Below are 20,251 nucleotides of genomic sequence, written 5' to 3'. Positions count from 1 at the left end.
CGCGCGGCGACTGGGCGGGGGAGGCTGCGGGGCGTGTCAGATGACGACAGCGCGCGGCGCGCCGCCCGGTCGGCGGTGGGCACGTTCCGCGCGACCGGGGCGCCGCCGCTCGCCGCCCTGCTCGGCACCGAGCGGCTACGGCCGGGCGGGGGCGACCTCGAGCTCCGGTTCGATCCGGGCCGGCCGGAGGTGGCGCGCCCGCTCGGTGTGCTGGACGCGGCCATGCTCGCCGATCTCGCGCTCGGGGGAGCGCTGCGGTCGCGCCTGGGCGGCGGGTTCACCATGCCCACCGTGTCGCTGACCGTCGGGCTCGACCTGGCCGGGGTGCCCGACGACGTCCGGTTCAGGGCGTGGGGCCACGACCCGGTCGACAACCTCGCCGATGCGCACGGCCAGTTCCTCTCCGGCGAGCGGGTGGTCGGGCGCGCCGATGCGACGTTCGGGCTGGCGGCGAACGCCACGGCGGCCGGCGTGCTGCCCTGGGAGCGCCCGTCCGGTTCGTACCCGCCGCGCCGGTTGGATCAGCTCGACATGCCGTTGCTCGCCGAGCTGGACGCGGCCGCCACCGCCCTGCTCACGAACCCGGCAGGGCGGTCGTGGAGCGAGGAGATCCTCGCGCGGGCCTGTTCGGGCTCGGCCGGCACCCTGCTGTGCACCCCGACCGAGGCGATGGTCAACCGGGCCGGCTACGTCCAGGGCGGCGTGCTGTTCGGACTCATGTGGGCGTGCGCGCGGCCGGGGCGGCTGGTCCGCGGTCACGCGGTGTTCATGGCTCCGGCGAGCGCCCGGGAACCGGTGGAGGTCTCGGCCGCCACCACGGCCACCCGGCGACTGGCGTTCGTGCACGTCGAGGCGCGGCAGGCGGGGCGGCCGGTCGCGATGGCCACCTTCACCCTCGGCCGTGCGCCAGCGCGCGCAGCTGCAGGGACAACGCCAGCCGCTGAGCCGGTTGCCCGAGGTCGATCCCGGAGAGCTCGGTGAGCCGCGCCAGCCGGTGCCGCAACGTGTTCGGATGCAAGACCAGCTCGTCGGCCGAGGCGGAGATGGAGCCGAACTGCTCCAGGTACACGCGCAGCGTCTTCACGAACTCGGTGCCGTTGCGCTCGTCGTGCACCAGCAGCCGGTGCAGGCGCCCGCCCAGCTCGGCATCGAGGGCCTCGACCGCGCGTTCGGCGGGCAGCACGACCAGCTCCGCCCACAGCGAGCCCCGGGTCCCGACCTGCCCCGGGGCGCCCCGCCGTTCCAGCACCACCAGCTGGTCGTCGACGTCGCGGCGCGAGTCGGGCAGCCGCGCCAGGTCCGTCACCCGCCGCCCCACCGCCGCGCGGGCGTCGATGTCCAGCCGCACGAGCTGCGCCAACGCCGGGGCCAGCCGCCCGGCAAGCCGTTCGTGGATCGCCTCGGTGCGGGTCGGGACGACCGCGTAGTAGGCGCCGTCGGTGTGCACCACGCCGGCCGCCGGGTCGAGGCTGCCCATCTGCAGCGACAGCAGGTGCACCAGGCGCTCGGCGAACACCTCGCGCACGGTGGCGTCGGCGCGTTCGTCGGCGTGCACGGCGAACCCGACGACCGCCAGGCCCTTCTCCGGCGCCAGCCCCGCCTGGGTGGCCTGGCTCGCCACGCCCGGATCGCCCGCCAGCAGCCCCCGCAGCATCCGCCACCGGGTGCTCCGGTCGGTGTCCTCGGCGGTCCGGTGGCGCAGCATGAACGGCACGGCCAGCGCGGCGGCCCGCTTGAGCGCCTCCTCGGCCTCGCCGCCCAGCGGATGCCGTCCCTCCGCCACCGAGATCTCGCCGAGGATCTCCCCGCCGGCGTGGATGGCGATGCGCAGCCGGGTGCGCAGGTTCGGGTACTTGTCGACGCGGATCACGTCGTCCGGGTTCTGGTAGGTCTGGTACGCGGAGCGGTCGACGGTGAACCGCTTGATCCACTGCTCCGGCGTCCGTTTCCCCAGGATGGCGTCCCGGCGCACGTCGTCGATCTCGTGGCCGCGCACCGAGTACGCGATGACCCGGTGCGCCCGGTCGTAGAGCACCACCGTGCCCCCGACCATCACCGCTATCGCGTCGGCCAGCCCGTGCATGCTGCTCGGCGGCGTGCGCTCGGGGGTCTCGGCGAGCTGGTCCTGGGCCGCCGAGGTCAACGTCCGCAGCAGCACCAACAGCTGCGCCCAGCCGATGTGATCCTCGGCGAACAGCACCGAGGTGCCGCCCAGCCCGGTCACCTGGCGGCCGCCCGGTGACCGGAACACCACGGCCGCCACCCCGGCCCGGCCCGCCTGGTCGAGCACGTCACGCGCGGCCGAGGTGCACGCGTCGACCCCGACCGCCAGTACCAGCTGGCCGGGAGCCATCGGGCAGGCCGCGTCGGTGATCACGACGTCGCCGACCGTGGCGCGGCCGCCGTCGAGGAGTAGGTGCGTCCGCAGCGGCGCGGGCCCGACCGCGGCCAGCAGCTCGCTGAGGTTCACCCGCCCATCCTTCGTCCGGCACACCGTCCTGGCCGGCCAGGCTAACCCACCCGGCGCGCACCCGGCGTCGTCGAGAACCCCAACCGCGCGCCCGATACGTCGTGGGATCGCCCGAGGACTCCCGGGAGGCCGCGTTCCTAGCGTTGCCCCACACCCGATCCCCGACGAAGGGCGCCGCCACGATGGTCCCCGACCCCGGTGCGCCGCCGCTGCACGGTGTGCGCGTCATCGCGCTCGAACACGCGGTGGCCGCGCCGCTGTGCTCGCGCCACCTCGCCGACCTCGGCGCGGACGTGATCAAGATCGAGAAGCCGGACGGCGGCGACCTCGCCCGGCACTACGACTCGGTGGTCGAGGGCCGCTCGGCGTACTTCGTGTGGGCCAACCGGGGCAAGCGCAGCGTCGCGCTCGACCTCAAGGGCGACCGGGGCCGCCGGGCGCTCGACGCGCTGCTCGGCACCGCCGACGTGTTCGTCCACAACCTCGGCCCCGGGGCCGTCGAGCGGCTCGGGTTCGGCCGCGACGCCGTGCGGACCCGGTACCCGCGCCTGGTGACCTGCGCGATCTCCGGCTACGGCGACGGCGGCCCCTACCGCGCGCGCAAGGCGTTCGACCTGCTCATCCAAGGTGAGGCCGGGCTGCTCTCGGTCACCGGGGAGCCGGACCGGCCGGCGAAGGTGGGCATCTCCGTCGCCGACATGTGCGCCGCCGTCTACGCCCTGTCGTCCATCCTGGCCGCCCTGCTGCGCCGCGACCACACCGGGGAGGGGACGTTCGTCGACGTCTCGATGCTGGACTGCCTCAGCGAGTGGATGATGGCCCCCGCCTACCACCAGATGTACGCCGGCCACCAACTCCCGAGGGCCGGGGCCAGGCACAACATGATGGTTCCCTACGGCGTCTACCCGGCCGGCGACGGCGGCCAGGTCAACTTCGCGGTCCAGACCGACCAGCAGTGGAACGATCTGTCTACTCGGGTGCTGGACCGGCCGGACCTGGCCTCGGACCCTCGGTTCGCCACCAACGAGGCCCGCGTCGCCCACCGCGACGAGCTCGAACCCTTGATCGAGGAGCGGCTCGCCGAGCTCGGGGCGCGGCGCGCGACCGAGCTGCTGCTCGCCGCCGGCATCCCCACCGGTGACGTCAACACCCTGGCCGACCTGGTCGCGCACCCGCAGCACCGGGCCCGCTCGCGGTGGACGCGGGCGGCCACCTCGACCGGCCCCGTCCGCGTGCTGCGCGCTCCCTTCAACCTCGACGGCGTCGACGAGCACGCCACCGCCGTCCCGGACCTCGGCGAGCACACCGCCGAGGTACTCGCCGAGATCGCCCGGCCCTGACCACCGACCGGAAAAGAGCCCGCCCATGTCCCTCGACGAAGAGGCCACCGTGCAGCCCGCGACCGGTCGTTGGTACCGGGAGGTCACCCGCACCAACTGGCGCACGCTCGGCGCGGCGTTCCTCGGGTGGGGGTTCGACGGCTACGAGACGTACGCGCTGGTCGTCGTGCTCATCCCCATGCTCGGGCAGCTGCTGCCCGCGCACGAGCTGGCGAACCTGCCGCTCTGGGGCGGCATCGCCGTCGGCATCACGCTGGTGGGATGGGCGGTCGGCGGGGTCGTCGGCGGGATGGTCGCCGACCGCGTCGGCCGCAAGCGAGTCATGATCGCCTCCATCGCGGCGTACTCGGCGTTCGCCGGCCTGACGGCGCTGTCGTTCAACCTCGAAAGCCTGCTGGTGCTGCGGTTCCTCACCGGGCTGTCGCTGGGCAGCGAGTGGGGGACGGGGACCGCGCTCATCGCGGAGACCTGGCCGACCCGCGCGCGGGCCAAGGCCGCCGGGTTCATGCAGTCGGGGTTCGGGTTCGGCGCCCTGCTCGCCTCGGCCACCTGGCTGCTCCTCGGCGGCCTGGGGCCGTCGGCGTGGCGGTGGGTCTTCCTGTGCGGGGCGGTGCCCGCGTTGTTCACCCTGTACGTCCGTCGCAACGTCAGCGAGTCCGCCGTCTGGTCGGACGCGCGGACCGCCCGGCCCTCGCCTCGACGGGTCTTCGCCGAGCCCGCGCTGCGTTCGAGGGTGCTGCTCACGCTGGTGCTGTCGCTGTTCTCCATCGGCGCGTACTACACCGTGTCCACCTCGCTGCCGCTGTTCGTCAGGCAGCTCGCGGCGGCCGGCGGGCGCTCCGACGTCAACCACCTGATCAGCCTGTCCGGCGCCAACTACAACCTCGGGTCGATCGTCGGCTACATCGTGGGCGGGTTCGTCGCAGACAGGATCGGTCGACGCAGGTACATAGCCGTGTACCTGGTCGGCTCGGTGATCTCCACGCTGGTGCTGTACCTGGGTGTGCACGACGTCGGGCTCGCGCTGGCCGTCGCGGCCGTGAACGGGTTCTTCACCCTGGGCATGTTCGCGGCGTTCGCCATCTACCTGCCCGAGCTGTTCCCGTCCGGGCTGCGGGCGACGGCGATCAGCTTCGTGTTCAACTCCACGCGACTGGTCGCGGCGGCCGGCCCCGTCGTGTTCGGCACCCTGGTCCTCGCCCTGGGCGGTCCCGCGCAGGCCGCGGCGATCATCGGATGCCTCTATGTCGTCGGCGTCGCCGTCCTGCCGTTCCTGCCCGAGACCGCCGGGCGTCCGATCCCGCGATGAGGACGCGCGCGCGGTGCGTCAAGGAATGTTCGCTGGTCGGCAAGGCATCCGGCGGTGCGGCTGCGATGCTCGCCGGATGGAGCTGGGGCTGCGGGGCAGGGCGGTGGTCATCACCGGGGCGGCGTCGGGGATCGGCCGAGCCTGTGCCAGGGCGTTCGCCCAGGAGGGCGCCAGGCTGGGCCTGCTGGACGTCGACGTCGAGGGTGGCCGCGCGGTCGAGGCGGAGCTGGTCTCCGAGCTCGGCGCGCGGGCGGTCTTCGTCGCGGCGGACGTGACCGTCGAGGACGAGATCGCCTCCGCCGTGCGGTCGGTGGCCGGGCGCTACGGCGGGCTGGACGTGGCGGTCGGGTGCGCCGGGGTGTCCGGTCCGTTCGGCCTGGCGATCGAGGACATCACCGCGCAGGCCTGGGACGCGGTGATGGCGGTCAACGTGCGCGGGCCGTTTTTGCTGGTCAAGCACGCCAGTCGGTACCTGTCCGGCTCCGAGGTGGGTTCGGTGGTGCTGCTGGCCTCGGACTCCAGCTTCGTCGCCGCCCCGGGCATGGTGCCCTACAACGCCTCGAAGGGCGCGGTGCTGCAGTTGACCCGCGCGCTCGCGGTGGACCTCGCCGAGCGGGGCATCCGGGTCAACTGCGTGTGCCCGTCCATCGTCGACACCCCGATGTCCCGCGCGGACCTGGGCACCGGGCCGGACGGTTTCGCCGGCGCCGACTTCCCCGTCCAGTCGCCGGCTCAGGTCGCCAACCACGTCCTCTACCTCGCGTCGCCCGGATCGGGGCCGGTCAACGGCACCAGCCTGGTGTCCGACTTCGGCTACCTGAGCCGATCGTCGTTCCCCGCCTAGGCGGCCTAGCCTAGCGTGGCCCGGACGGTGTCGCGGTGCTCGCGCATGGTCTGCTGGCCGTCCAGGCCGGGCTGCCGGCCGAAGCCGCAGTACATCGCCACCCCGAAGTCGTCCAGGTAGCGCGACGCGGTGGCCCGGCGGCGGCGCAGGCCGGGGACGCCGTCGATCGGCAGCACGATGCCCAGGAACACACGGGTGGCGTCCACCTCGAGGTCGGTGAGCGGACGGAAGAAGCGCCTGTCCTCGCTGCGCAGGTATCGGGGGCCGGCCAGGTGCAGCCAGTCCACCGGGCGGCCCGACTCCGCGACCGCGTAGTTGGCCATCCGCACCAGCGTGCTCATGTCGTGCGCCTCGAACATCGGCCACTCCGGGAATGTTCCGTAACAAAGGTGGTAGCCGACCAGCACCTCCTCGGGGATCAGCCGGGTCAGGGTCCGGACCGGGCGGGCGAAGCGCTCCCACGCACCTTCCGGCGTCCACGCCAGCACGCCGCTGATGTCCTGCGTCTCGTAGGCCATGTCCCACTGGATCGCCAGGTCGCGGACCGGGATCGCGTCCAGCAGTCGCGCCAGCTCGCGCCTGACCAGGTCCTCGAACGCCCGCTCGGCGATCGGGTAGTCGCGCGCGAAGTCCGCCTTGAACGCGTTCAGGGCGCTGGACGGGAACGGCAGCCCGACCTGGAAGCGCAGCCGGCTGGGGATCACGCCCCGCTCGCGCAGATCGCGGAACACCGCGTAGGAGGCGATGGCGTCGTCGATGCGCGGCCAGGTGTCCCAGTGCAGCTCGCGGACGCCCTCGCGCACCGCGAACACCGGCGTCTCGTAGGCGTGGCGGGGGATGCCGGTCGGCGACGCGGTCTCCTCGACGACGACCACGCCCGGGTTCGGCCGCGCCAGGTGCTCACGCTCGTACCCCACCCACGCCGCGCGCGGCCCGGTCTCGCCGTCGGGCAGCGCGAACACCAGGTCGCCGAAGAGGTCCGCGCCGGCCCGGAACGCCGCCTCCGTCGAGTCCGCCGGCAGGCTGCCGACCAGCAACAACTCGCTGTCCACCCGACGCGTCATGTCGTATTACCGTCCTCTCGTCCGAGCCCCGCCACATCGTGTCGAAACCGTCGACATGTCGCATCCCGAGGTCACATTCCTCCAAGCCGGGGGCGATCACCGCCGCGTAGCGTCCGGAGCGTGGCGGGAGTCGACCATCTCATCGTGGGCGCCGGGACGGCCGGCTGTGTGCTGGCGGCCAGGCTGTCGGAGGACCCGTCGCGGCGGGTGCTGGTGCTCGAGGCCGGGCCGGACTTCCCGGACGAGGCGTCGCTACCGGCGAGCCTGCGCGACGGCGCCGGCCAGGGGTTCGACGCCGGGCTGACGGCGAGGATCTGCGCCGGTCGGGTCGCCGAGGTCGCGCGCGGCCGGGTGGTCGGTGGTTCGTCGCAGGTCAACGCGTACGGCGCGGTCCGGGCGCTGGCGGCCGACTTCGACGCCTGGGCCGCGCTGGGCCTGCCGGCCTGGGAGTGGCCCGAGGTGCTGGAGTCCTACCGGCGGCTGGAGACCGACCACGACTTCCCGGACGGTGAGTACCACGGCGGGCGCGGCCCGGTGCCCATCGTGCGCCCCCGCCGCGACGAGCTGACCGCGCCGATGGACGGCTTCCTGACCGCCGTGCTCGCCGCCGGCCACCCCTACCGCGCCGACATGAACGCCCCGGACGCGACCGGCATCGGCCCGTACCCCCAGAACCGCCGAGGCCGGGTGCGGATGTCGGCCAACCTCACCCACCTGGCCCCGGCCCGGGGGCGGCCGAACCTGACTGTCCTCGGCAACTGCCCGGTCGAGCGGGTCCTGGTCCGCGACGGCAGGGCGGTGGGGGTGCGGGCCGGGGGCCAGGAGATCACCGCCGGCGAGGTGATCCTCTGCGCGGGCGTGCCGATGACGCCGGCGCTGCTGCTGCGCTCCGGGATCGGGGCCGCCGGGGACCTGCGCGCGGCGGGCGTGCCGGCGCTGGTGGACGTTCCCGGGGTCGGGCGCGGCGTGCGCGACCAGCCCGGCGCGGTCATCCCGGCGCGCCCGGCCGAGGGCTCCGTGTCCGGCGAGGCGATGCTGAACCAGCTGATCGCGCGGCTGGAGGCGATCCCGGGCCATGCGACGGACGGTGCGTTCTACCTGAACCTGTTCACCGGGCCGGACCCCTACGCGGGCCAACCGGTGAGCGCGATCATGGTCGGCGACATGCGCCCCGGCTCGCTCGGCACCGTCCGCGTCGCGGGTCCGAGCCCGGCCGAACCGCCCGTCGTGGACCTGGGCTTCTACCGGGAGGCCGGCGACCTGGAGCGGATGGTGGCGGCCTACCGGCATGCCTGGGCGATCGCGCAGCACCCGGCCTTCACCAGGACGATCAGCGGGTTCGAGATGGTGGACGACGCCCTGGTCGCCGACGACGACCGGCTCCGGGAGGCGCTGCGCGCGATGACGTTCAGCCGCCTGACGCTGCACGGCGGCGCCGCGATGGGTCCGCCGGGAGATCCCGAGGCGGTGGTCGACGAGCGGTGCCGGGTGCACGGCGTCGGCGGGCTGCGGGTGGTCGACCTGAGCGTCGTGCCCGTGCCGCTGCGCGGTCCCACGGCGCTGGACGCGATGATGCTGGGCGAGCACGCCGCCGGGTGGATCGCGGCCGGCGGATAGCGGCCCCCGATGCATCCGGGGGCCGCTACCGCTACGTCCGGCTCACCGGCGAGGTTGGCTCGCGGTGATCAGTACGACGCGCCGGGAGCCGCGCCGCCGCCGTTGGCGCCGGCGTTGCACTGCGAGTTGCCGTCGGCCGAGCCGTTGCCGAGGATCCCCAGCCCGGCGGCGATCGGGATCGCGCACCAGGACTGGGCGGTCCCGCCGCCGCCGGCGGACCCGCCGCTGGTGTGGTTGCTCCCGTTCTGGGCCGCCAGCGCGGTGGCCCCGAACAGGACGGTCCCACTGGCCGCGAGGGCGGTCGCGGCGAGGGTCAGCGCGGCGCGCTGACCGTACTTGCGAATCATTGCCCTTCCTTCCTTTTCAGCGGTCGTTGCGTGTGTTCGCATCGACCGGGGCACAGATTTAGTCCTATTCGAACCGGGTTGTCCAGCGCCGCCGGAGGGGTCGGGCGAAAGCACCTTTCGGGGTGATCTCTATCAGGTGAGAAGGCGATCCCTTGCCACGCCTGATTGACGCGTCGAATGCGCGCCCGGACCTGGAATTATCTACCTCAATCCAAGATGGAACGATAGGCGCGACGCCCGGCCGCCGCCGCGACACCAGTTTGTCGTGACGGCGAATTACGGCCTGAATAGGGTGAAATGCGAGCATTCGGTCGGCGGGAGTCCAAGGCGGTAAATATGGCCAGATTGGTAGACTTTCGGCTCGGTGCGTGTTAGCGTCGCCACATGGGTGACGGTGGGTGGGTGCCCGGGCGGCCGGGTGTCGCGCCGTTGCACGTCACGCTGTTGCGCAGCCGTCGCCATGTCGATCTCTGCCGCACGGCCACCGCGCTGTGTCGGCCCTTCTGAGCTCCGTCAGCCCACCTCACCGGACGGGCCTGGCCGCTGGGCAAGCGCGCTCGGCATCGGCATGAGCGCGATTGGCGGTCACCGGTCCCGCTGACCGAAGGACCCGAGATGACTACCGCACCAGAGCTCACCGACCTGTCCATCCGCCCGGTCGCCGGCCACATCGGCGCCGACATCGACGGCGTCGACCTGTCCAGGCCGCTCGACCCGGCGACCGTCGAGCGGCTCACCGCCGCGCTGCACGTCTACAAGGTCATTTTCTTCAGGGACCAGGACCTGGATCACGCCGCGCAGATCCGGTTCGCCCGCCACTTCGGCGAGCTGACCTATGCCCATCCGCACGACGACGCGCCGCCGGAGGGCCATCCGGAGATCTTCACGGTGGATCCTCGGCGCTACGAGCAGCGCTACGGCAAGGACAACCCGGTCAGGACCCGCCGGCGCTACAGCTACTTCGCCGGCTGGCACACCGACGTGACCGCGGCGGTCAACCCGCCGGCCGGGTCCATCCTGCGCGCCGAGACCGTCCCGGAGTTCGGCGGCGACACGACCTGGACCAACCTGGTGGCCGCCTACCAGGGCCTGTCCGCGCCGCTGCGGGCGTGGCTGGACACGCTGCGCGCCGAGCATCGCTACGGCGGCAGCGAGCAGCCGGCCGGCGGCGACAGCTACAGCCGGCGGGTGAACGACAACCTGCTGGTCGCGGTGCATCCGGTGGTGCGGGTGCATCCGGTCACGGGGGAGCGGGCGCTGTTCGTCAACCCCGGCTTCACCGGCCACATCCTGGACCTCACGCCGAGGGAGAACCGGGCGTTGCTGGACCTGCTCTACGCCGAGCTGACCCGGCCCGAGTACACGGTCCGGTTCCGCTGGCGCCCGGGCAGCGTGGCGTTCTGGGACAACCGGGCCACCGCGCACCTGGCGCCCACCGACCTGGACCACCTGGACGTCCAGCGGACCCTGCACCGGGTGACCCTGATCGGCGAGCGCCCGGTGGGGCCGGACGGCAGGGCGTCCGAGCTGATCGCCGGGCGGGAGTTCACCGCCGACCACCGGGTAGTGGTCGGTTGAGGGCCACGGCCCCGGTCGTCGTCACGGCTGTCGTCACGGTTGTCGTCGCGGCTGTCACCGCCGCGCTGCTCGGCGCCTGCGCCGGCCCGAACGCGGCGGCCGGCACGCTCGCGGCCGACGCCCCGCTGCCCACCCAGGTCCCGCCCGGCACCAGGCTGGTGATCGCCGACCAGGCCGAGTACCAGCAGGTCGCGCTGCGCGAGTCCGGGGAGCAGGCGCGGCTGCCGTTCGCTGCCGAGTTCGCCAACTTCACCGGCGGCCCAGCCATCCTGGAGGCGTTCCGGGCCGGTGCCGCCGACGTGGCCTGGGTCGGGGACACCCCGCCGATCCAGGCGCTGGCCGCCGGCGAGGACGTGCCGATCATCTTCGCCCGGCAGACCGCGCCGGCGAGCAGCCAGCTCGCGGTCACGCCCGGCAGCCGAATCCGGCACCTCGCCGACCTGCGCGGCGCGAAGATCGCCTACGCGGAGGGCACCGCGCAGCAGGTGATGGTGCTGCGGGCGTTGGAGAAGGCGCGGCTGCGCACCTCCGACGTGCGGTTGGTGCGGCTGCAGCTCGGCGACTTCAACGACGCGGTGCGCACCGGTCAGGTCGACGTGGCCCCGCTCAACGAGCCCCGGTTGACGCGGTTCCTGGCCGAGGCGGCCCCGCGCGGCGGCGGGGTGATCGACCCGGCGGAGACGGCCGACGTGGCCACCGGGCTGAACTACCTGTACGCCCGGCGGGCCGCGCTGGCGGACCCGGCCAAGGCGGCGGCGTTGCGCGCCTACGTCGGGCACTACCTGCGCGCGCTGCGCTGGGTGGACGAACACCCGGCCGAGTGGGTGCGCGGCTACTACGTCCGCAACCAGGGCGTCAGCGCCGCGGACGGCCAGCGGATCGTGGACTCGCTCGGGCGCTTCGGCTTTCCCAGGTTGGACGCAGCGCTGGTCGACCGCCAGCAGGGCACCGTCGACGTGATCGACCGGGCCGGCGAGCTGCCGCGCCGGGTGAGCGCGGCGCGCGGCTTCGACCTCCGGTTCGACCAGGTCACCGCGGACGCCTCGGGCGGGGGTGGGTGATGACTGACCTGTCGGTGCGGCGGGCGCGCGCGGTCGCCGACAACGACGCCCGGCTGGCGGCTCGCCCGTCGGCCAGACGCCGCCTCGGGCCGGGCCCGCGGGTTCCCGGCGCGCTGGCGCTCGGCCCGCTGTTGTTGCTGCTGGCCTGGCTGGTCGCCTCGGCGACCGGCGTGCTCGACCCGCGAACGCTGTCCGCGCCCTGGACGGTGGTGACCACCGCGGCCGAGCTGGTCGCCGACGGCCGACTGCAGTCGAACCTGCTCACCTCGCTGCGCCGCGCCGGCCTCGCCCTGCTGCTCGGGGTGGGCGCCGGCGTGGCGCTCGCCCTGGTCGCCGGGCTGAGCCGGATCGGGGAGGCCGTCGTGGACGGGCCGATCCAGGTCAAGCGGGCCATCCCGACCCTCGCGCTGATCCCGCTGGCCATCGTGTGGTTCGGCATCGGCGAGGAGATGAAGATCATCCTCATCCTGACCAGCGTGTTGGTGCCGATCTACCTGAACACCCACGCCGGGCTGCGCGGCATCGACGAACGCTACGTCGAGCTCGCCGAAACCGTCGGGCTGTCGCGGTGGCGGTTCATCCGGCGGGTGGCGTTGCCCGGCGCGCTGCCCGGGTTCTTCACCGGCCTGCGGCTGGGCGTGACCATGTCCTGGCTGGCGCTCGTGGTGGTGGAGCAGGTCAACGCCACCAGCGGCATCGGCTACCTGATGACGCAGGCGCGCACCTACGGCCAGACCGACATCATCGTGGTCGGGCTGGTGGTCTACGCGGTGTTCGGCCTGGTCGGCGACGCCGCGGTGCGGATGGCGCAACGGAGGGCGCTGGCGTGGCAGCGGACGTTGGGCGGCTGAGCGCGGTCCGCGCCGGCGGGCTGACCCGGGGCTACCACGGCCGGGCGGTGCTCGACGGGATCGACCTGGACATCGCGCCGGGGGAGTTCGTCGCGCTGCTCGGCCGCAGCGGCTCGGGCAAGACCACGCTGCTGCGCGCCCTCGCCGGGCTCGACGCGGGCGTGGCCGGGTCGGGGGCGCTGCGGTGCCCCGAACCGTCGCGGGTGGCGGTGGTCTTCCAGGACTCCCGCCTGTTGCCGTGGGCGCGGGTGCTGGACAACGTGATCCTCGGCCTGGACGGACCCCGCGCCCGGGAGCTGGGCCGCGCCGCGCTGGCCGAGGTCGGGCTGGCCGATCGGGAACGGGCGTGGCCGTCCGAGCTGTCCGGAGGCGAACAGCAACGGGTCGCGCTGGCCCGCTCGCTGGTCAGGGAGCCGCGGCTGCTGCTCGCCGACGAGCCGTTCGGCGCGCTGGACGCCCTGACCCGGATCCGGATGCACGCGCTGCTGCGCCAGTTGTGCCGGCGCCACCGCCCGGCCGTGCTGCTGGTGACCCACGACGTGGACGAGGCGGTCCTGCTCGCGGACCGGGTGCTGGTGCTGGACGCGGGCAGTATCGTCGTCGACCGGCGCATCGACCTGGGCCAGCCCCGCGCCCACGGCGACCCGGCGTTCCTCGCCCACCGGGAGAAGCTGCTCGACGCGCTGGGGGTGGACGGGAGCTAGCCGGCGCGCAGCGCCTTCTTGTCGACCTTGCCGAAGGCGGTGACGGGCAGGGAGCCGAGCAGGCGGTAGGCCTTGGGGCGCTTGTAGGCGGCCAATTCCGCCCGGCAGCGGGCTACGGTTGCCGGCTCGTCGAAGTCCTCGCCGTCGGCGGGCACCACGAACGCGACCACCGCCTCGCCCCAGTCCGGGTGCGGGACGCCCACGACCGCGACCTGGCCGACGCCCGGGCAGGCCTGCAGCACGTTCTCGACCTCGGTGGAGTACACGTTCATCCCGCCGCTGATGATCATGTCGTTCTTGCGGTCGAGCAGGTGCACGTAGCCGTCGTCGTCGAGGATGCCGAGGTCGCCGGTGTGCAGCCAGCCGCCGCGCAGCGTCTCGGCGGTCTTGGCCGCCAGCCCGTGGTAGCCGGCCATGACGTAGGGCGCCCGGGCGCAGATCTCGCCGGGCGTGCCGGGTGGGACGGGCTCGCCGGCCTCGTCGAGCACCGCGATCCGGACCATCGTGGCGGGCCGGCCGCAGCTGGTCAGCCGGTCCGGGCGGGCGAGGTCGTGCTCCTCCCTGGTGAGCCTGGTCAGGAAGTTCGGCGCCTCGGTCTGCCCGTAGAGCTGCATGAACACCGGGCCGAGCCGCCGCAGCCCCTGCTCCAGCCGCTCCAGGGTGATCGGCGCGGCGCCGTAGAGGATGGTCCGCAGCGAGGACAGGTCCACCGTGCGGCGCTCGGCGGCGTCGAGCATCCGGTAGATCATGGTCGGCACCATGAACAGGAAGGTGGCGCGGTCGCGTTCGATGCGGTCCAGGACCAGGTCGGCGTCGAACCGGGGCTCGATCATCGCCAGCGCGCCCTTGAGCAGCCCGGCCTGCGCGAGGAAGCCGGCCGAGTGCGGCAGCGGCGAGGTGAGCAGCAGCCGCTCGTCGTCGAGCAGGCCGGTCTCGACCACGTGGGCGAGCAGGTTCACCGCCAGGCCCCGCTGGGTGTGCACGACACCCTTCTGCCGCCCGGTCGTCCCGCCGGTGTACATGATCAGCCCGACGTCGGACTCCGCGACCTCGACCTTCGGCGGCCCTCCGGTCGGGGCGGCGGCCAGCGCGGCGTCCCAGTCCGGACCGACGGCGATGACCCTGCGCACGCCGGCGGCCCTGGCCGCGTCCGCCATCCCCTCGTCGGCGAGCGCGACGACCGCCCCGGAGTCGCGCAGGACGTAAGCGATCTCCGGGGCGGAGAGCATGTCGTTGACCGGCACCTTCGCCCCGCCGGCCCGGATCACCGCCTGGTCGGCGACCACCCATTCCGCGCGGTTGGACATCATGATCGCGACCGGGGCGCCGGGCGTGACCCCGGCGGCGACGAGCACGTGGGCCAGCCGGTCGGCGTCGGCGACCAGGTCGGCGTAGCTCGTGACCCGGCCGTCGAACCGCAGCGCCGGCCGGCCGTTGAACCGGTTCAACGCGGGTACGAACAGCGACCTCAGCGTGAGCGACATCCGCGTCAGTATCCGGTGCTCAACGGCTCGGCCTTGACGCCGGGCACCACGCGCTGGCGCAGCTCGCCGAGGTGCTCCACCACCAGCCGCACCTCGTCGCCCGGCCGCAGCCAGCCCCGGAAGTTGTCGCGGTCGATCGAGTAGTGCTCGAACAGGCAGCCGGTGTCCACCGTGCCCGACCCGATCACGTCGCCGACCCGCAGCGTGGTGCCCCGCGAAGTGTAGGTGATCATGTCGGGGAAGCCCCAGTCGATCGTGTTCCACCGGCCCCTGCTGACCAGCTCGCCGTTGACGTAGCCGGTCATCTCCAGGTCGAACGCGTTGCGGCTGCGGTAGGGCTCCAGCTCGTCGGGGGTGACCAGCATCGGGCCGAGCGTGTTGGCGGTGTCCTTGCCCTTGGCCGGGCCCAGCCGCAGCGCCATCTCGTTGACCTGCAGGTCCCGTGCGCTCCAGTCGCACAGCAGCAGGTAGCCGGCGATGTGCTCCTCGGCGCGGTCCAGCGGGATCGTCGAGCCGGCCCGCCCGATGACCGCGGCGACCTCCAGCTCGTAGTCGAACATCTCGCTGTTCGGCGCGATCGGCACGTCGTCGTGCGGGCCCACCACGGCCGCCGGGTTGGAGAAGTAGAACACCGGGAACTGGTGGTGGCGCTCGTCCACCGGCAGGTCGGCGGCGCCGGCGCAGTTGCGCAGGTGTTGCAGGAAGCCCATGCAGTCGCGGATCGAGCGGGGTTGCAGCGGGGCGCGCAGGACCAGCCCGTCCAGCGGCACCGTCTCGGTCGGCGAGGCGAGGGCGCGCTCGCCTGCCTCGCGCAGCTCGCCCCTGTCCAGCACGTCGAGCAGGGTGTCGCCGGGTGCGAACCCGTGGACGCGCTCGCCGGCCACGATGCCGACCCGGTCGCCGCCGGCCGGCGAGGCGTAGGTGACGAAGCGCATCAGCCCGCCACCTCCTCCGGAGCGCCGAAGCCCTCCAGCACGGCGATCCGCTCCAGCACGGTCAGCCGCTCCGGGCGGGGCAGCGCCGGGTCGAGCTGCTGGTAGACGTTGAGCACGTTCTGCGCCAGGCGCCCGTGTTCGGGCATGCCGGCCCAGCGGCCCAGGTCGATGGAGGCGATCGCGTCGTCGACGGACATGCCGTCCTCGAACCGCTTGCGGGCCTCGGCGCGCACGAACACCAGGTACTCCCGCATCGCCGCGACCTCGGGCTTCCCGCTGACCGGGCCGTGACCGGGCACGATGGTGGTCACGTCCATGTCCAGGATGCGGTCCAGCGCGCCGATCCAGCGCTCGATCGGGCCGGCCCAGGCGATCGGGGTGCCCCCGACGAACAGGATGTCCCCGGCGTAGAGCAGCCGCGCGTCGGGCACGTGCACCAGGGCGTCGCCCGGGGTGTGCGCCGGCCCGACCTGGATCAGCCGCACCTCGCGCCCGCCCACGTCGAGCGCCGTCTCACCGGTGAACACCCGGTGCGGGCCGGTCGCGGTGATGCCCTCGAACTCGAACGGCGCGAAGATGTGCCTGGCGAACTCCCCGATCACGCCGCCCAGCTTCTTCTGCCTGGCCAGCGCCTCCACCGCGTCCTGGGTCATCAGCTCGGCGGCCGCAGCGGAGGCGATGATCTCCACGTCGCGCTCGGCGAGCAGCTCGTTGCCGAACACGTGGTCGCCGTCGGAGTGCGTGTTGACCAGGGCCCGGACCGGATGGGCATCGGTCACCGGCGCGATCCCGGCCAGCATCTCCCGGGTCAGCGCGAGGTCGAACAGCGTGTCGACCATCAGCGAGGCACCCGAGCCGGTGACCAGGCCGGAGTTGCTCCAGCCCCAGCTTCCGTCCGGCAGCAACCAGGCGTGACAGCCGTCGCCGAGGTCGTGCAGGCCCTTGCGGTAGCTCATGACGGCTCCTTCGAAAGGGTCGAATATCGGCGTTATTGGTACGATTAATGCCGATATCAATGAGTGTCACGGGCCGAAGTCGGGGGTGTCAAGATGGCCGGGCGGATCCGTCGCAGCGAGCTCGACGAGGTGGACCGGGCGCTGGTGGCCGCGTTGCGCCAGGACGGGCGCGCGTCGAACGTCGAGCTGGCCAGGCGGGTCGGGATCTCGGAGAAGACGGTGCGCGCCCGCATCGCCCGCCTCGCCGAGGAGCACGGGCTGACCGTGACCGCGGAGCTGGACGACCCCCGACACCGCAGCCGGATGGTCTACCTGGTCGAGACCGAGCCCGGGCAGCGCTTCCCGGTTGCCGAGTCCCTGGCCGACCGGCCGGAGGTCACCCGGGTGCACCTGGTGACCGGGTCGGCCGACGTGCTGGTCGCGGCGTCGTTCCCGGACGATGCCGAGGCGCTGCGGTTCCGGGCGCGGGCGCTCGACGCGCATCCCGGCATCCGCGCGGCCCACCCCTGCCACCTCATCCACGAGGTCGGGGCGCCGGCTCGGGGCGGCCGTCCGGCCGGGCCGAGCGTCGACACCGAGACGCTGGCCGCGCTGATGATCGCCCCGAACCCGCACGGGGGGTTCGACGAGCTCGCCGAGCGGATCTGCGACGCCGTGACCGACGGCCTCGGCGCGGACCGCGCGATGATCACCACCGCCCGGCCGGGGGACCGCGACCGGCCGGCCGCCCCGGCCAGGCGCCGCGGCATCTCCGAGCCCTACTTCGAGGCGCTGACCGCCCGCATCCGCGACGGCCGGATCGAGGGCGTCATCAAGCGGGTCTGGGACACCCGCCAGCACGTGCTGGTCGCCGACGCCCGCGTCGACCCGCTGATGGCGGCCGCGCACGACCTGGTGGTGGCCGAGGGATACGTCACGCTGCTCACCCTGCCGATGCTCTACGGCCCCACCCTGCTCGCCACCGTGAGCCTGTACTACGACCGCCCGATGTCGGTGGGCGACGAGTACGTCGCCACCGCGCAGGGCGTGATCGACCACTTCGCGGTCGGCATGGCCCGCGCGCTGGGGCTCGCGCCGTCCCCGTTCCCGGACGCCCAGCGGTGACTCAGCGGTGACTCAGCCGTGACTCAGCGGTGGTGCAGCGTCGCCAGCGCGGTCCGGCAGGCGGCGTCCATCTCCGGACGGTGCCGCTCGGTCGACTGGCAGTTGAGCGTGTACTCGGTGGCGCCGTCGAACATCGACACGTACCGGCTGCGGATGGGCGGGGGCGAGGCGAGCGAGATCATGTACTCCAGGCCAGGGAGCCCGGCCACCTCGACCTCGGTTCCGTGCACGACCGTGCCCGCGAGCTGGGAGACGACCTGGTCGCTCTCCAGCCTGACCCGGTTCAGGTTTGCGTCGGTGACGGCGTACCGAAGCTCGCGCCGTTCCACCATGATCGCATTGTCGTCGTCGAGCATGAGCGCGACGAGGGCGTCCGGACTCGCTCCCGCCGTCTCGTCGTATCCGACGTCCGTGCGCATCTGGAGATGCCGCGGATAGTCGAAACGGACGGCATAGTCCGGCCGGTCGAACCGGGCGTTTCCCGGCGCCGGGGGCGCTGTCGAGGTGGACGGCGGGACTCCGTACGTCGGTCGCGAACTGACCGGGGTGGACGGGCCGGTGGTCCAGACCGAGAACGAGCAGCCCGACAACGTCAGCGAGAGCATGAGGAGCACCGCCGCGAGCGCACGGACGGAACTGGTCACGTTCGACATGGCGCTCATCCCCGCACCGCGTAGTCGTCACCGTCGGATAGTGTGGACGGTATTCCGCGCCGGTCGGGAGAGGTCCCCGTCGGGCGGCCCGGTGGCGGGGAGGCCCGCCGGGCGGGGGACACGTCTTTCGTCACCCAAGAGTGCCTTATCGCCGATGCCGCGCGCCGTTGACCAGCTCCTTCACGAGACCTACTAAAGTATGCCTATCCTAAGTTGATCGATGCGGGGAAGGTCGATGGTGCGCGGTAAGGCGCCGCGCCATCGAGTGAACCAGGAGGATCTGTGCACCGTATCGTTCGTACCACCGTGACGTCCGTCGCCGCCGTTGCGGCGGCGCTGCTCATCGGGGCCGGCACCGCGAGCGCCGCCACCCCGGACGCCGCGGTCACCAGCGCGGCGGTCGCCCCCGTTGCGGCCGCCGCGGACGCCGGTGGGGCCGCCGGAGGAGCGGCCGGCGGCGGCTCGGCGGGCGCGGCCGGCGGCGGTGGCGCCGGCGGCGGACTGGTGGGTGGCGTGAAGAACTTCGTCACCGGACTGCTCGCCCTGATCGGTATCTGACCCCCGACCCCGTTCGGCGGCGCGGCGCGCCGGGGCCAGCCTCGGTGCGCCGCGCTCCGGCGTGACGGTGTGACGGTGTGACGCCGCCGACTCCGCCGCGCGGCCCTTCCGCGCACTATCTGATTAGGTTAGCCTAACTTACCGCTGCTCATTCGTGATGTCCGATTACTCAGGGTGACGTCAAGGCAATGACCGGGAAGAGGGGCTGGCAGTTGTCGTTCGAGATCACGGCGTGTGCATCGGCTGATCAGGGGCATGCGCGTACGGGGTGGCTGCCGACGCTGTCCGTGCGTTGATGGTGACCATCGCCGATGGGCGCGCCGAGACGGTCACGGCGCTGCCCGCGCCCTCGGTGCTCGCCGCCCGGTTCGATGTCGATGCCGAGACGCGGCGCCGGGTCGCGGCGAACCGCCGGGCCGTGCGGGACATCGTCGAGGGGGTCGACGACCGCCTGCTGGTCGTGGTCGGCCCGTGCTCGGTGCACGACCCGGTGGCCACCTTGGACTACGCGTCGCGGTTGTCGGTCGCGGCGGCCGGGCATGCCGGCGAGCTGCTCCTGGTGCTGCGGGCCTATCTGGAGAAGCCGCGCAGCGAGCTGGGCTGGAAGGGGCTGTTGCACGATCCCGGCCTGGACGGGCGCGAGGACCTCGCGCTCGGGTTGGAGGTGGGCCGGCGGTTCCTGACCACCGCCGCGTCGACCGGCCTCCCGCTGGCCTACGAGTTCGTCGACCCGTTCCTCGCCCCGTTCGTGCTCGACCTGCTGTCCTGGGGCGCGATCGGCGCGCGGACCGTCGCCAGCCAGCCGCACCGGCAGCTCGCCTCGGGCGTGCCCATCCCGGTCGGGATGAAGAACACGCTGGACGGTGACGTCGGCGTGGCGGCGTCGGCCGTGCGGAGCGCCTCGGCGACGCACACCTACCCCGGGCTCGGCGCCGACGGCACGCCGGTGGTGCTGGCCGGGCACGGGAACCCGGCCTGTCACGTCGTGTTGCGCGGCGGGCGCGAGCCCAACTACGACGCCGCCTCGGTCACCGCCGCGGTGCGGGTCCTGGAGGCGGCCGGGTTGCCGGCGCGGGTGGTGGTCGACGCCTCGCACGGCAACAGCGGCAAGGACCACCGCCGGCAGCCGCTGGTCGTCGCGAACCTGGCCGAGCAGGTGGCCCGGCGGCAGCGGGGCCTGTTCGGCGTCATGATCGAGTCCTTTTTGGAGCCCGGCTGCCAGCGGTTGGCCCCGGGCGGTGGCGAGCTGCGCTACGGCGTGAGCGTCACGGACGCCTGCCTGGGCTGGGCGGAGACCGAGCGCTGCCTGGACGCCCTCGCGCACGCCGTGCGGCGGCGCCGGGAGCGCACCGACAACGGGGGATGGGGGTGACCGC

20 protein-coding genes are annotated in these 20,251 nt (G+C 73.3%); 13 read left to right on the top strand and 7 right to left on the bottom strand.

The features are described from left to right. Positions 1-33 precede the first annotated feature (33 nt). Positions 34-981 carry a PaaI family thioesterase gene (locus N912_RS0106155; RefSeq protein ID WP_156993199.1) on the top strand — a complete coding sequence of 316 codons (948 nt, stop codon included), beginning with the start codon at positions 34-36 and terminating at the stop codon, positions 979-981. On the opposite strand, the gene N912_RS0106150 is transcribed toward N912_RS0106155, so the two are convergent. After that, entirely contained in the window at positions 890-2,470 is a 1,581-nt protein-coding gene (locus N912_RS0106150; protein WP_028921750.1) for a PucR family transcriptional regulator, read from the bottom strand. The genes N912_RS0106155 and N912_RS0106150 overlap by 92 nt on opposite strands. A 182-nt stretch (positions 2,471-2,652) precedes the next feature. Between N912_RS0106150 and N912_RS0106145 the strand changes: the two genes are divergently transcribed. From N912_RS0106145 to N912_RS0106135, 3 genes are all read left to right on the top strand, one after another. After that, positions 2,653-3,810, top strand: a complete 1,158-nt coding sequence (locus N912_RS0106145; RefSeq protein ID WP_028921749.1) for a CaiB/BaiF CoA transferase family protein — start codon at positions 2,653-2,655, stop codon at positions 3,808-3,810. 25 nt (positions 3,811-3,835) lie between these two features. After that, complete coding sequence (locus N912_RS0106140; RefSeq protein WP_037062880.1) at positions 3,836-5,119, top strand: MFS transporter; 1,284 nt, start codon at positions 3,836-3,838, stop codon at positions 5,117-5,119. A gap of 76 nt (positions 5,120-5,195) precedes the next feature. Then, on the top strand, positions 5,196-5,963 hold the full coding sequence (locus N912_RS0106135; RefSeq protein ID WP_028921747.1) for an SDR family NAD(P)-dependent oxidoreductase: 768 nt from the start codon (positions 5,196-5,198) through the stop codon (positions 5,961-5,963). 5 nt (positions 5,964-5,968) lie between these two features. Here N912_RS0106135 and N912_RS0106130 read toward each other — a convergent pair whose 3' ends face one another. Then, positions 5,969-7,027, bottom strand: coding sequence for a hypothetical protein (locus N912_RS0106130; protein ID WP_037062877.1), 1,059 nt, complete (start codon positions 7,025-7,027; stop codon positions 5,969-5,971). 120 nt (positions 7,028-7,147) lie between these two features. Here N912_RS0106130 and N912_RS63285 point away from each other — a divergent pair, with 120 nt between their 5' ends. Further along, positions 7,148-8,644, top strand: a complete 1,497-nt coding sequence (locus tag N912_RS63285; RefSeq protein ID WP_028921745.1) for a GMC family oxidoreductase — start codon at positions 7,148-7,150, stop codon at positions 8,642-8,644. A gap of 68 nt (positions 8,645-8,712) precedes the next feature. Here N912_RS63285 and N912_RS0106120 read toward each other — a convergent pair whose 3' ends face one another. Continuing rightward, positions 8,713-8,991, bottom strand: coding sequence for a hypothetical protein (locus N912_RS0106120; protein ID WP_028921744.1), 279 nt, complete (start codon positions 8,989-8,991; stop codon positions 8,713-8,715). Between the two features lie 384 nt (positions 8,992-9,375). On the opposite strand from N912_RS0106120, the gene N912_RS66945 reads away from it, so the two are divergent. The 5 genes from N912_RS66945 (at position 9,376) to N912_RS0106100 (ending at position 13,185) form a co-directional block, all read left to right on the top strand. Next, positions 9,376-9,498, top strand: a complete 123-nt coding sequence (locus tag N912_RS66945) for a putative leader peptide (RefSeq protein ID WP_425415269.1) — start codon at positions 9,376-9,378, stop codon at positions 9,496-9,498. Between the two features lie 108 nt (positions 9,499-9,606). After that, entirely contained in the window at positions 9,607-10,569 is a 963-nt protein-coding gene (locus N912_RS0106115) for a TauD/TfdA dioxygenase family protein (protein WP_028921743.1), read from the top strand. After that, positions 10,566-11,630: a PhnD/SsuA/transferrin family substrate-binding protein gene (locus tag N912_RS0106110; RefSeq protein ID WP_211261135.1), complete on the top strand. Its 1,065-nt coding sequence runs from the start codon at positions 10,566-10,568 to the stop codon at positions 11,628-11,630. The genes N912_RS0106115 and N912_RS0106110 overlap by 4 nt, the downstream gene beginning before the upstream one ends. Further along, positions 11,630-12,481, top strand: coding sequence for an ABC transporter permease (locus tag N912_RS0106105; protein ID WP_028921741.1), 852 nt, complete (start codon positions 11,630-11,632; stop codon positions 12,479-12,481). Before N912_RS0106110 ends, N912_RS0106105 begins: the two co-directional genes overlap by 1 nt. Then, entirely contained in the window at positions 12,457-13,185 is a 729-nt protein-coding gene (locus tag N912_RS0106100; protein ID WP_028921740.1) for an ABC transporter ATP-binding protein, read from the top strand. The genes N912_RS0106105 and N912_RS0106100 overlap by 25 nt, the downstream gene beginning before the upstream one ends. Here N912_RS0106100 and N912_RS0106095 read toward each other — a convergent pair. Genes N912_RS0106095 through N912_RS49830 form a run of 3 tightly spaced genes read right to left on the bottom strand, consistent with a single transcriptional unit; the run spans position 13,182 to position 16,560 of the window. Next, positions 13,182-14,669 (bottom strand): AMP-binding protein, encoded by a 1,488-nt coding sequence (locus N912_RS0106095; RefSeq protein WP_037062874.1) that lies wholly within the window; start codon positions 14,667-14,669, stop codon positions 13,182-13,184. The genes N912_RS0106100 and N912_RS0106095 overlap by 4 nt on opposite strands. Before the next feature lie 5 nt (positions 14,670-14,674). Next, the gene (locus tag N912_RS0106090) at positions 14,675-15,604 is read right to left on the bottom strand and encodes a fumarylacetoacetate hydrolase family protein (protein WP_028921738.1); all 930 of its coding nucleotides are present in this window, start codon (positions 15,602-15,604) and stop codon (positions 14,675-14,677) included. Further along, positions 15,604-16,560, bottom strand: coding sequence for an MBL fold metallo-hydrolase (locus N912_RS49830; protein ID WP_037062872.1), 957 nt, complete (start codon positions 16,558-16,560; stop codon positions 15,604-15,606). Before N912_RS49830 ends, N912_RS0106090 begins: the two co-directional genes overlap by 1 nt. 93 nt (positions 16,561-16,653) lie before the next feature. Here N912_RS49830 and N912_RS49825 point away from each other — a divergent pair, with 93 nt between their 5' ends. After that, positions 16,654-17,664, top strand: coding sequence for an AsnC family transcriptional regulator (locus N912_RS49825; protein WP_051579743.1), 1,011 nt, complete (start codon positions 16,654-16,656; stop codon positions 17,662-17,664). A gap of 23 nt (positions 17,665-17,687) precedes the next feature. On the opposite strand, the gene N912_RS0106075 is transcribed toward N912_RS49825, so the two are convergent. Next, positions 17,688-18,326, bottom strand: coding sequence for a hypothetical protein (locus N912_RS0106075; RefSeq protein WP_028921737.1), 639 nt, complete (start codon positions 18,324-18,326; stop codon positions 17,688-17,690). 297 nt (positions 18,327-18,623) lie between these two features. Here N912_RS0106075 and N912_RS49820 point away from each other — a divergent pair, with 297 nt between their 5' ends. Beyond that, a complete protein-coding gene (locus N912_RS49820) occupies positions 18,624-18,875 on the top strand; it encodes a hypothetical protein (RefSeq protein WP_037062870.1) in 252 nt (83 codons plus the stop codon). Positions 18,876-19,143: 268 nt separating this feature from the next. Further along, positions 19,144-20,247, top strand: coding sequence for a 3-deoxy-7-phosphoheptulonate synthase (locus N912_RS0106065; RefSeq protein WP_425415268.1), 1,104 nt, complete (start codon positions 19,144-19,146; stop codon positions 20,245-20,247). Positions 20,248-20,251 lie beyond the last annotated feature (4 nt).

Origin of the sequence: Actinospineispora acaciae DSM 45401 (assembly GCF_000620785.1) — a bacterium.
GTDB classification, from domain to species: domain Bacteria; phylum Actinomycetota; class Actinomycetes; order Mycobacteriales; family Pseudonocardiaceae; genus Pseudonocardia; species Pseudonocardia acaciae.
The sequence above is the reverse complement of the archived record's forward strand: the minus strand, read 5'-3'. Positions and strand labels throughout refer to the sequence as shown.

What these genes read in the sequence shown, in the direction of transcription:
- N912_RS0106145 (WP_028921749.1), top strand. Translation starts at nt 2,653, where the DNA reads ATGGTCCCCGACCCCGGTGCGCCGCCGCTGCACGGTGTGCGCGTCATC.
- N912_RS0106140 (WP_037062880.1), top strand. Translation starts at nt 3,836, where the DNA reads ATGTCCCTCGACGAAGAGGCCACCGTGCAGCCCGCGACCGGTCGTTGG.
- N912_RS0106135 (WP_028921747.1), top strand. Translation starts at nt 5,196, where the DNA reads ATGGAGCTGGGGCTGCGGGGCAGGGCGGTGGTCATCACCGGGGCGGCG.
- N912_RS0106130 (WP_037062877.1), bottom strand. Translation starts at nt 7,027, where the DNA reads ATGACGCGTCGGGTGGACAGCGAGTTGTTGCTGGTCGGCAGCCTGCCG.
- N912_RS0106120 (WP_028921744.1), bottom strand. Translation starts at nt 8,991, where the DNA reads ATGATTCGCAAGTACGGTCAGCGCGCCGCGCTGACCCTCGCCGCGACC.
- N912_RS66945 (WP_425415269.1), top strand. Translation starts at nt 9,376, where the DNA reads ATGGGTGACGGTGGGTGGGTGCCCGGGCGGCCGGGTGTCGCGCCGTTG.
- N912_RS0106115 (WP_028921743.1), top strand. Translation starts at nt 9,607, where the DNA reads ATGACTACCGCACCAGAGCTCACCGACCTGTCCATCCGCCCGGTCGCC.
- N912_RS0106105 (WP_028921741.1), top strand. Translation starts at nt 11,630, where the DNA reads ATGACTGACCTGTCGGTGCGGCGGGCGCGCGCGGTCGCCGACAACGAC.
- N912_RS0106095 (WP_037062874.1), bottom strand. Translation starts at nt 14,669, where the DNA reads ATGTCGCTCACGCTGAGGTCGCTGTTCGTACCCGCGTTGAACCGGTTC.
- N912_RS0106090 (WP_028921738.1), bottom strand. Translation starts at nt 15,604, where the DNA reads ATGCGCTTCGTCACCTACGCCTCGCCGGCCGGCGGCGACCGGGTCGGC.
- N912_RS49830 (WP_037062872.1), bottom strand. Translation starts at nt 16,560, where the DNA reads ATGAGCTACCGCAAGGGCCTGCACGACCTCGGCGACGGCTGTCACGCC.
- N912_RS49825 (WP_051579743.1), top strand. Translation starts at nt 16,654, where the DNA reads ATGGCCGGGCGGATCCGTCGCAGCGAGCTCGACGAGGTGGACCGGGCG.
- N912_RS0106075 (WP_028921737.1), bottom strand. Translation starts at nt 18,326, where the DNA reads ATGAGCGCCATGTCGAACGTGACCAGTTCCGTCCGTGCGCTCGCGGCG.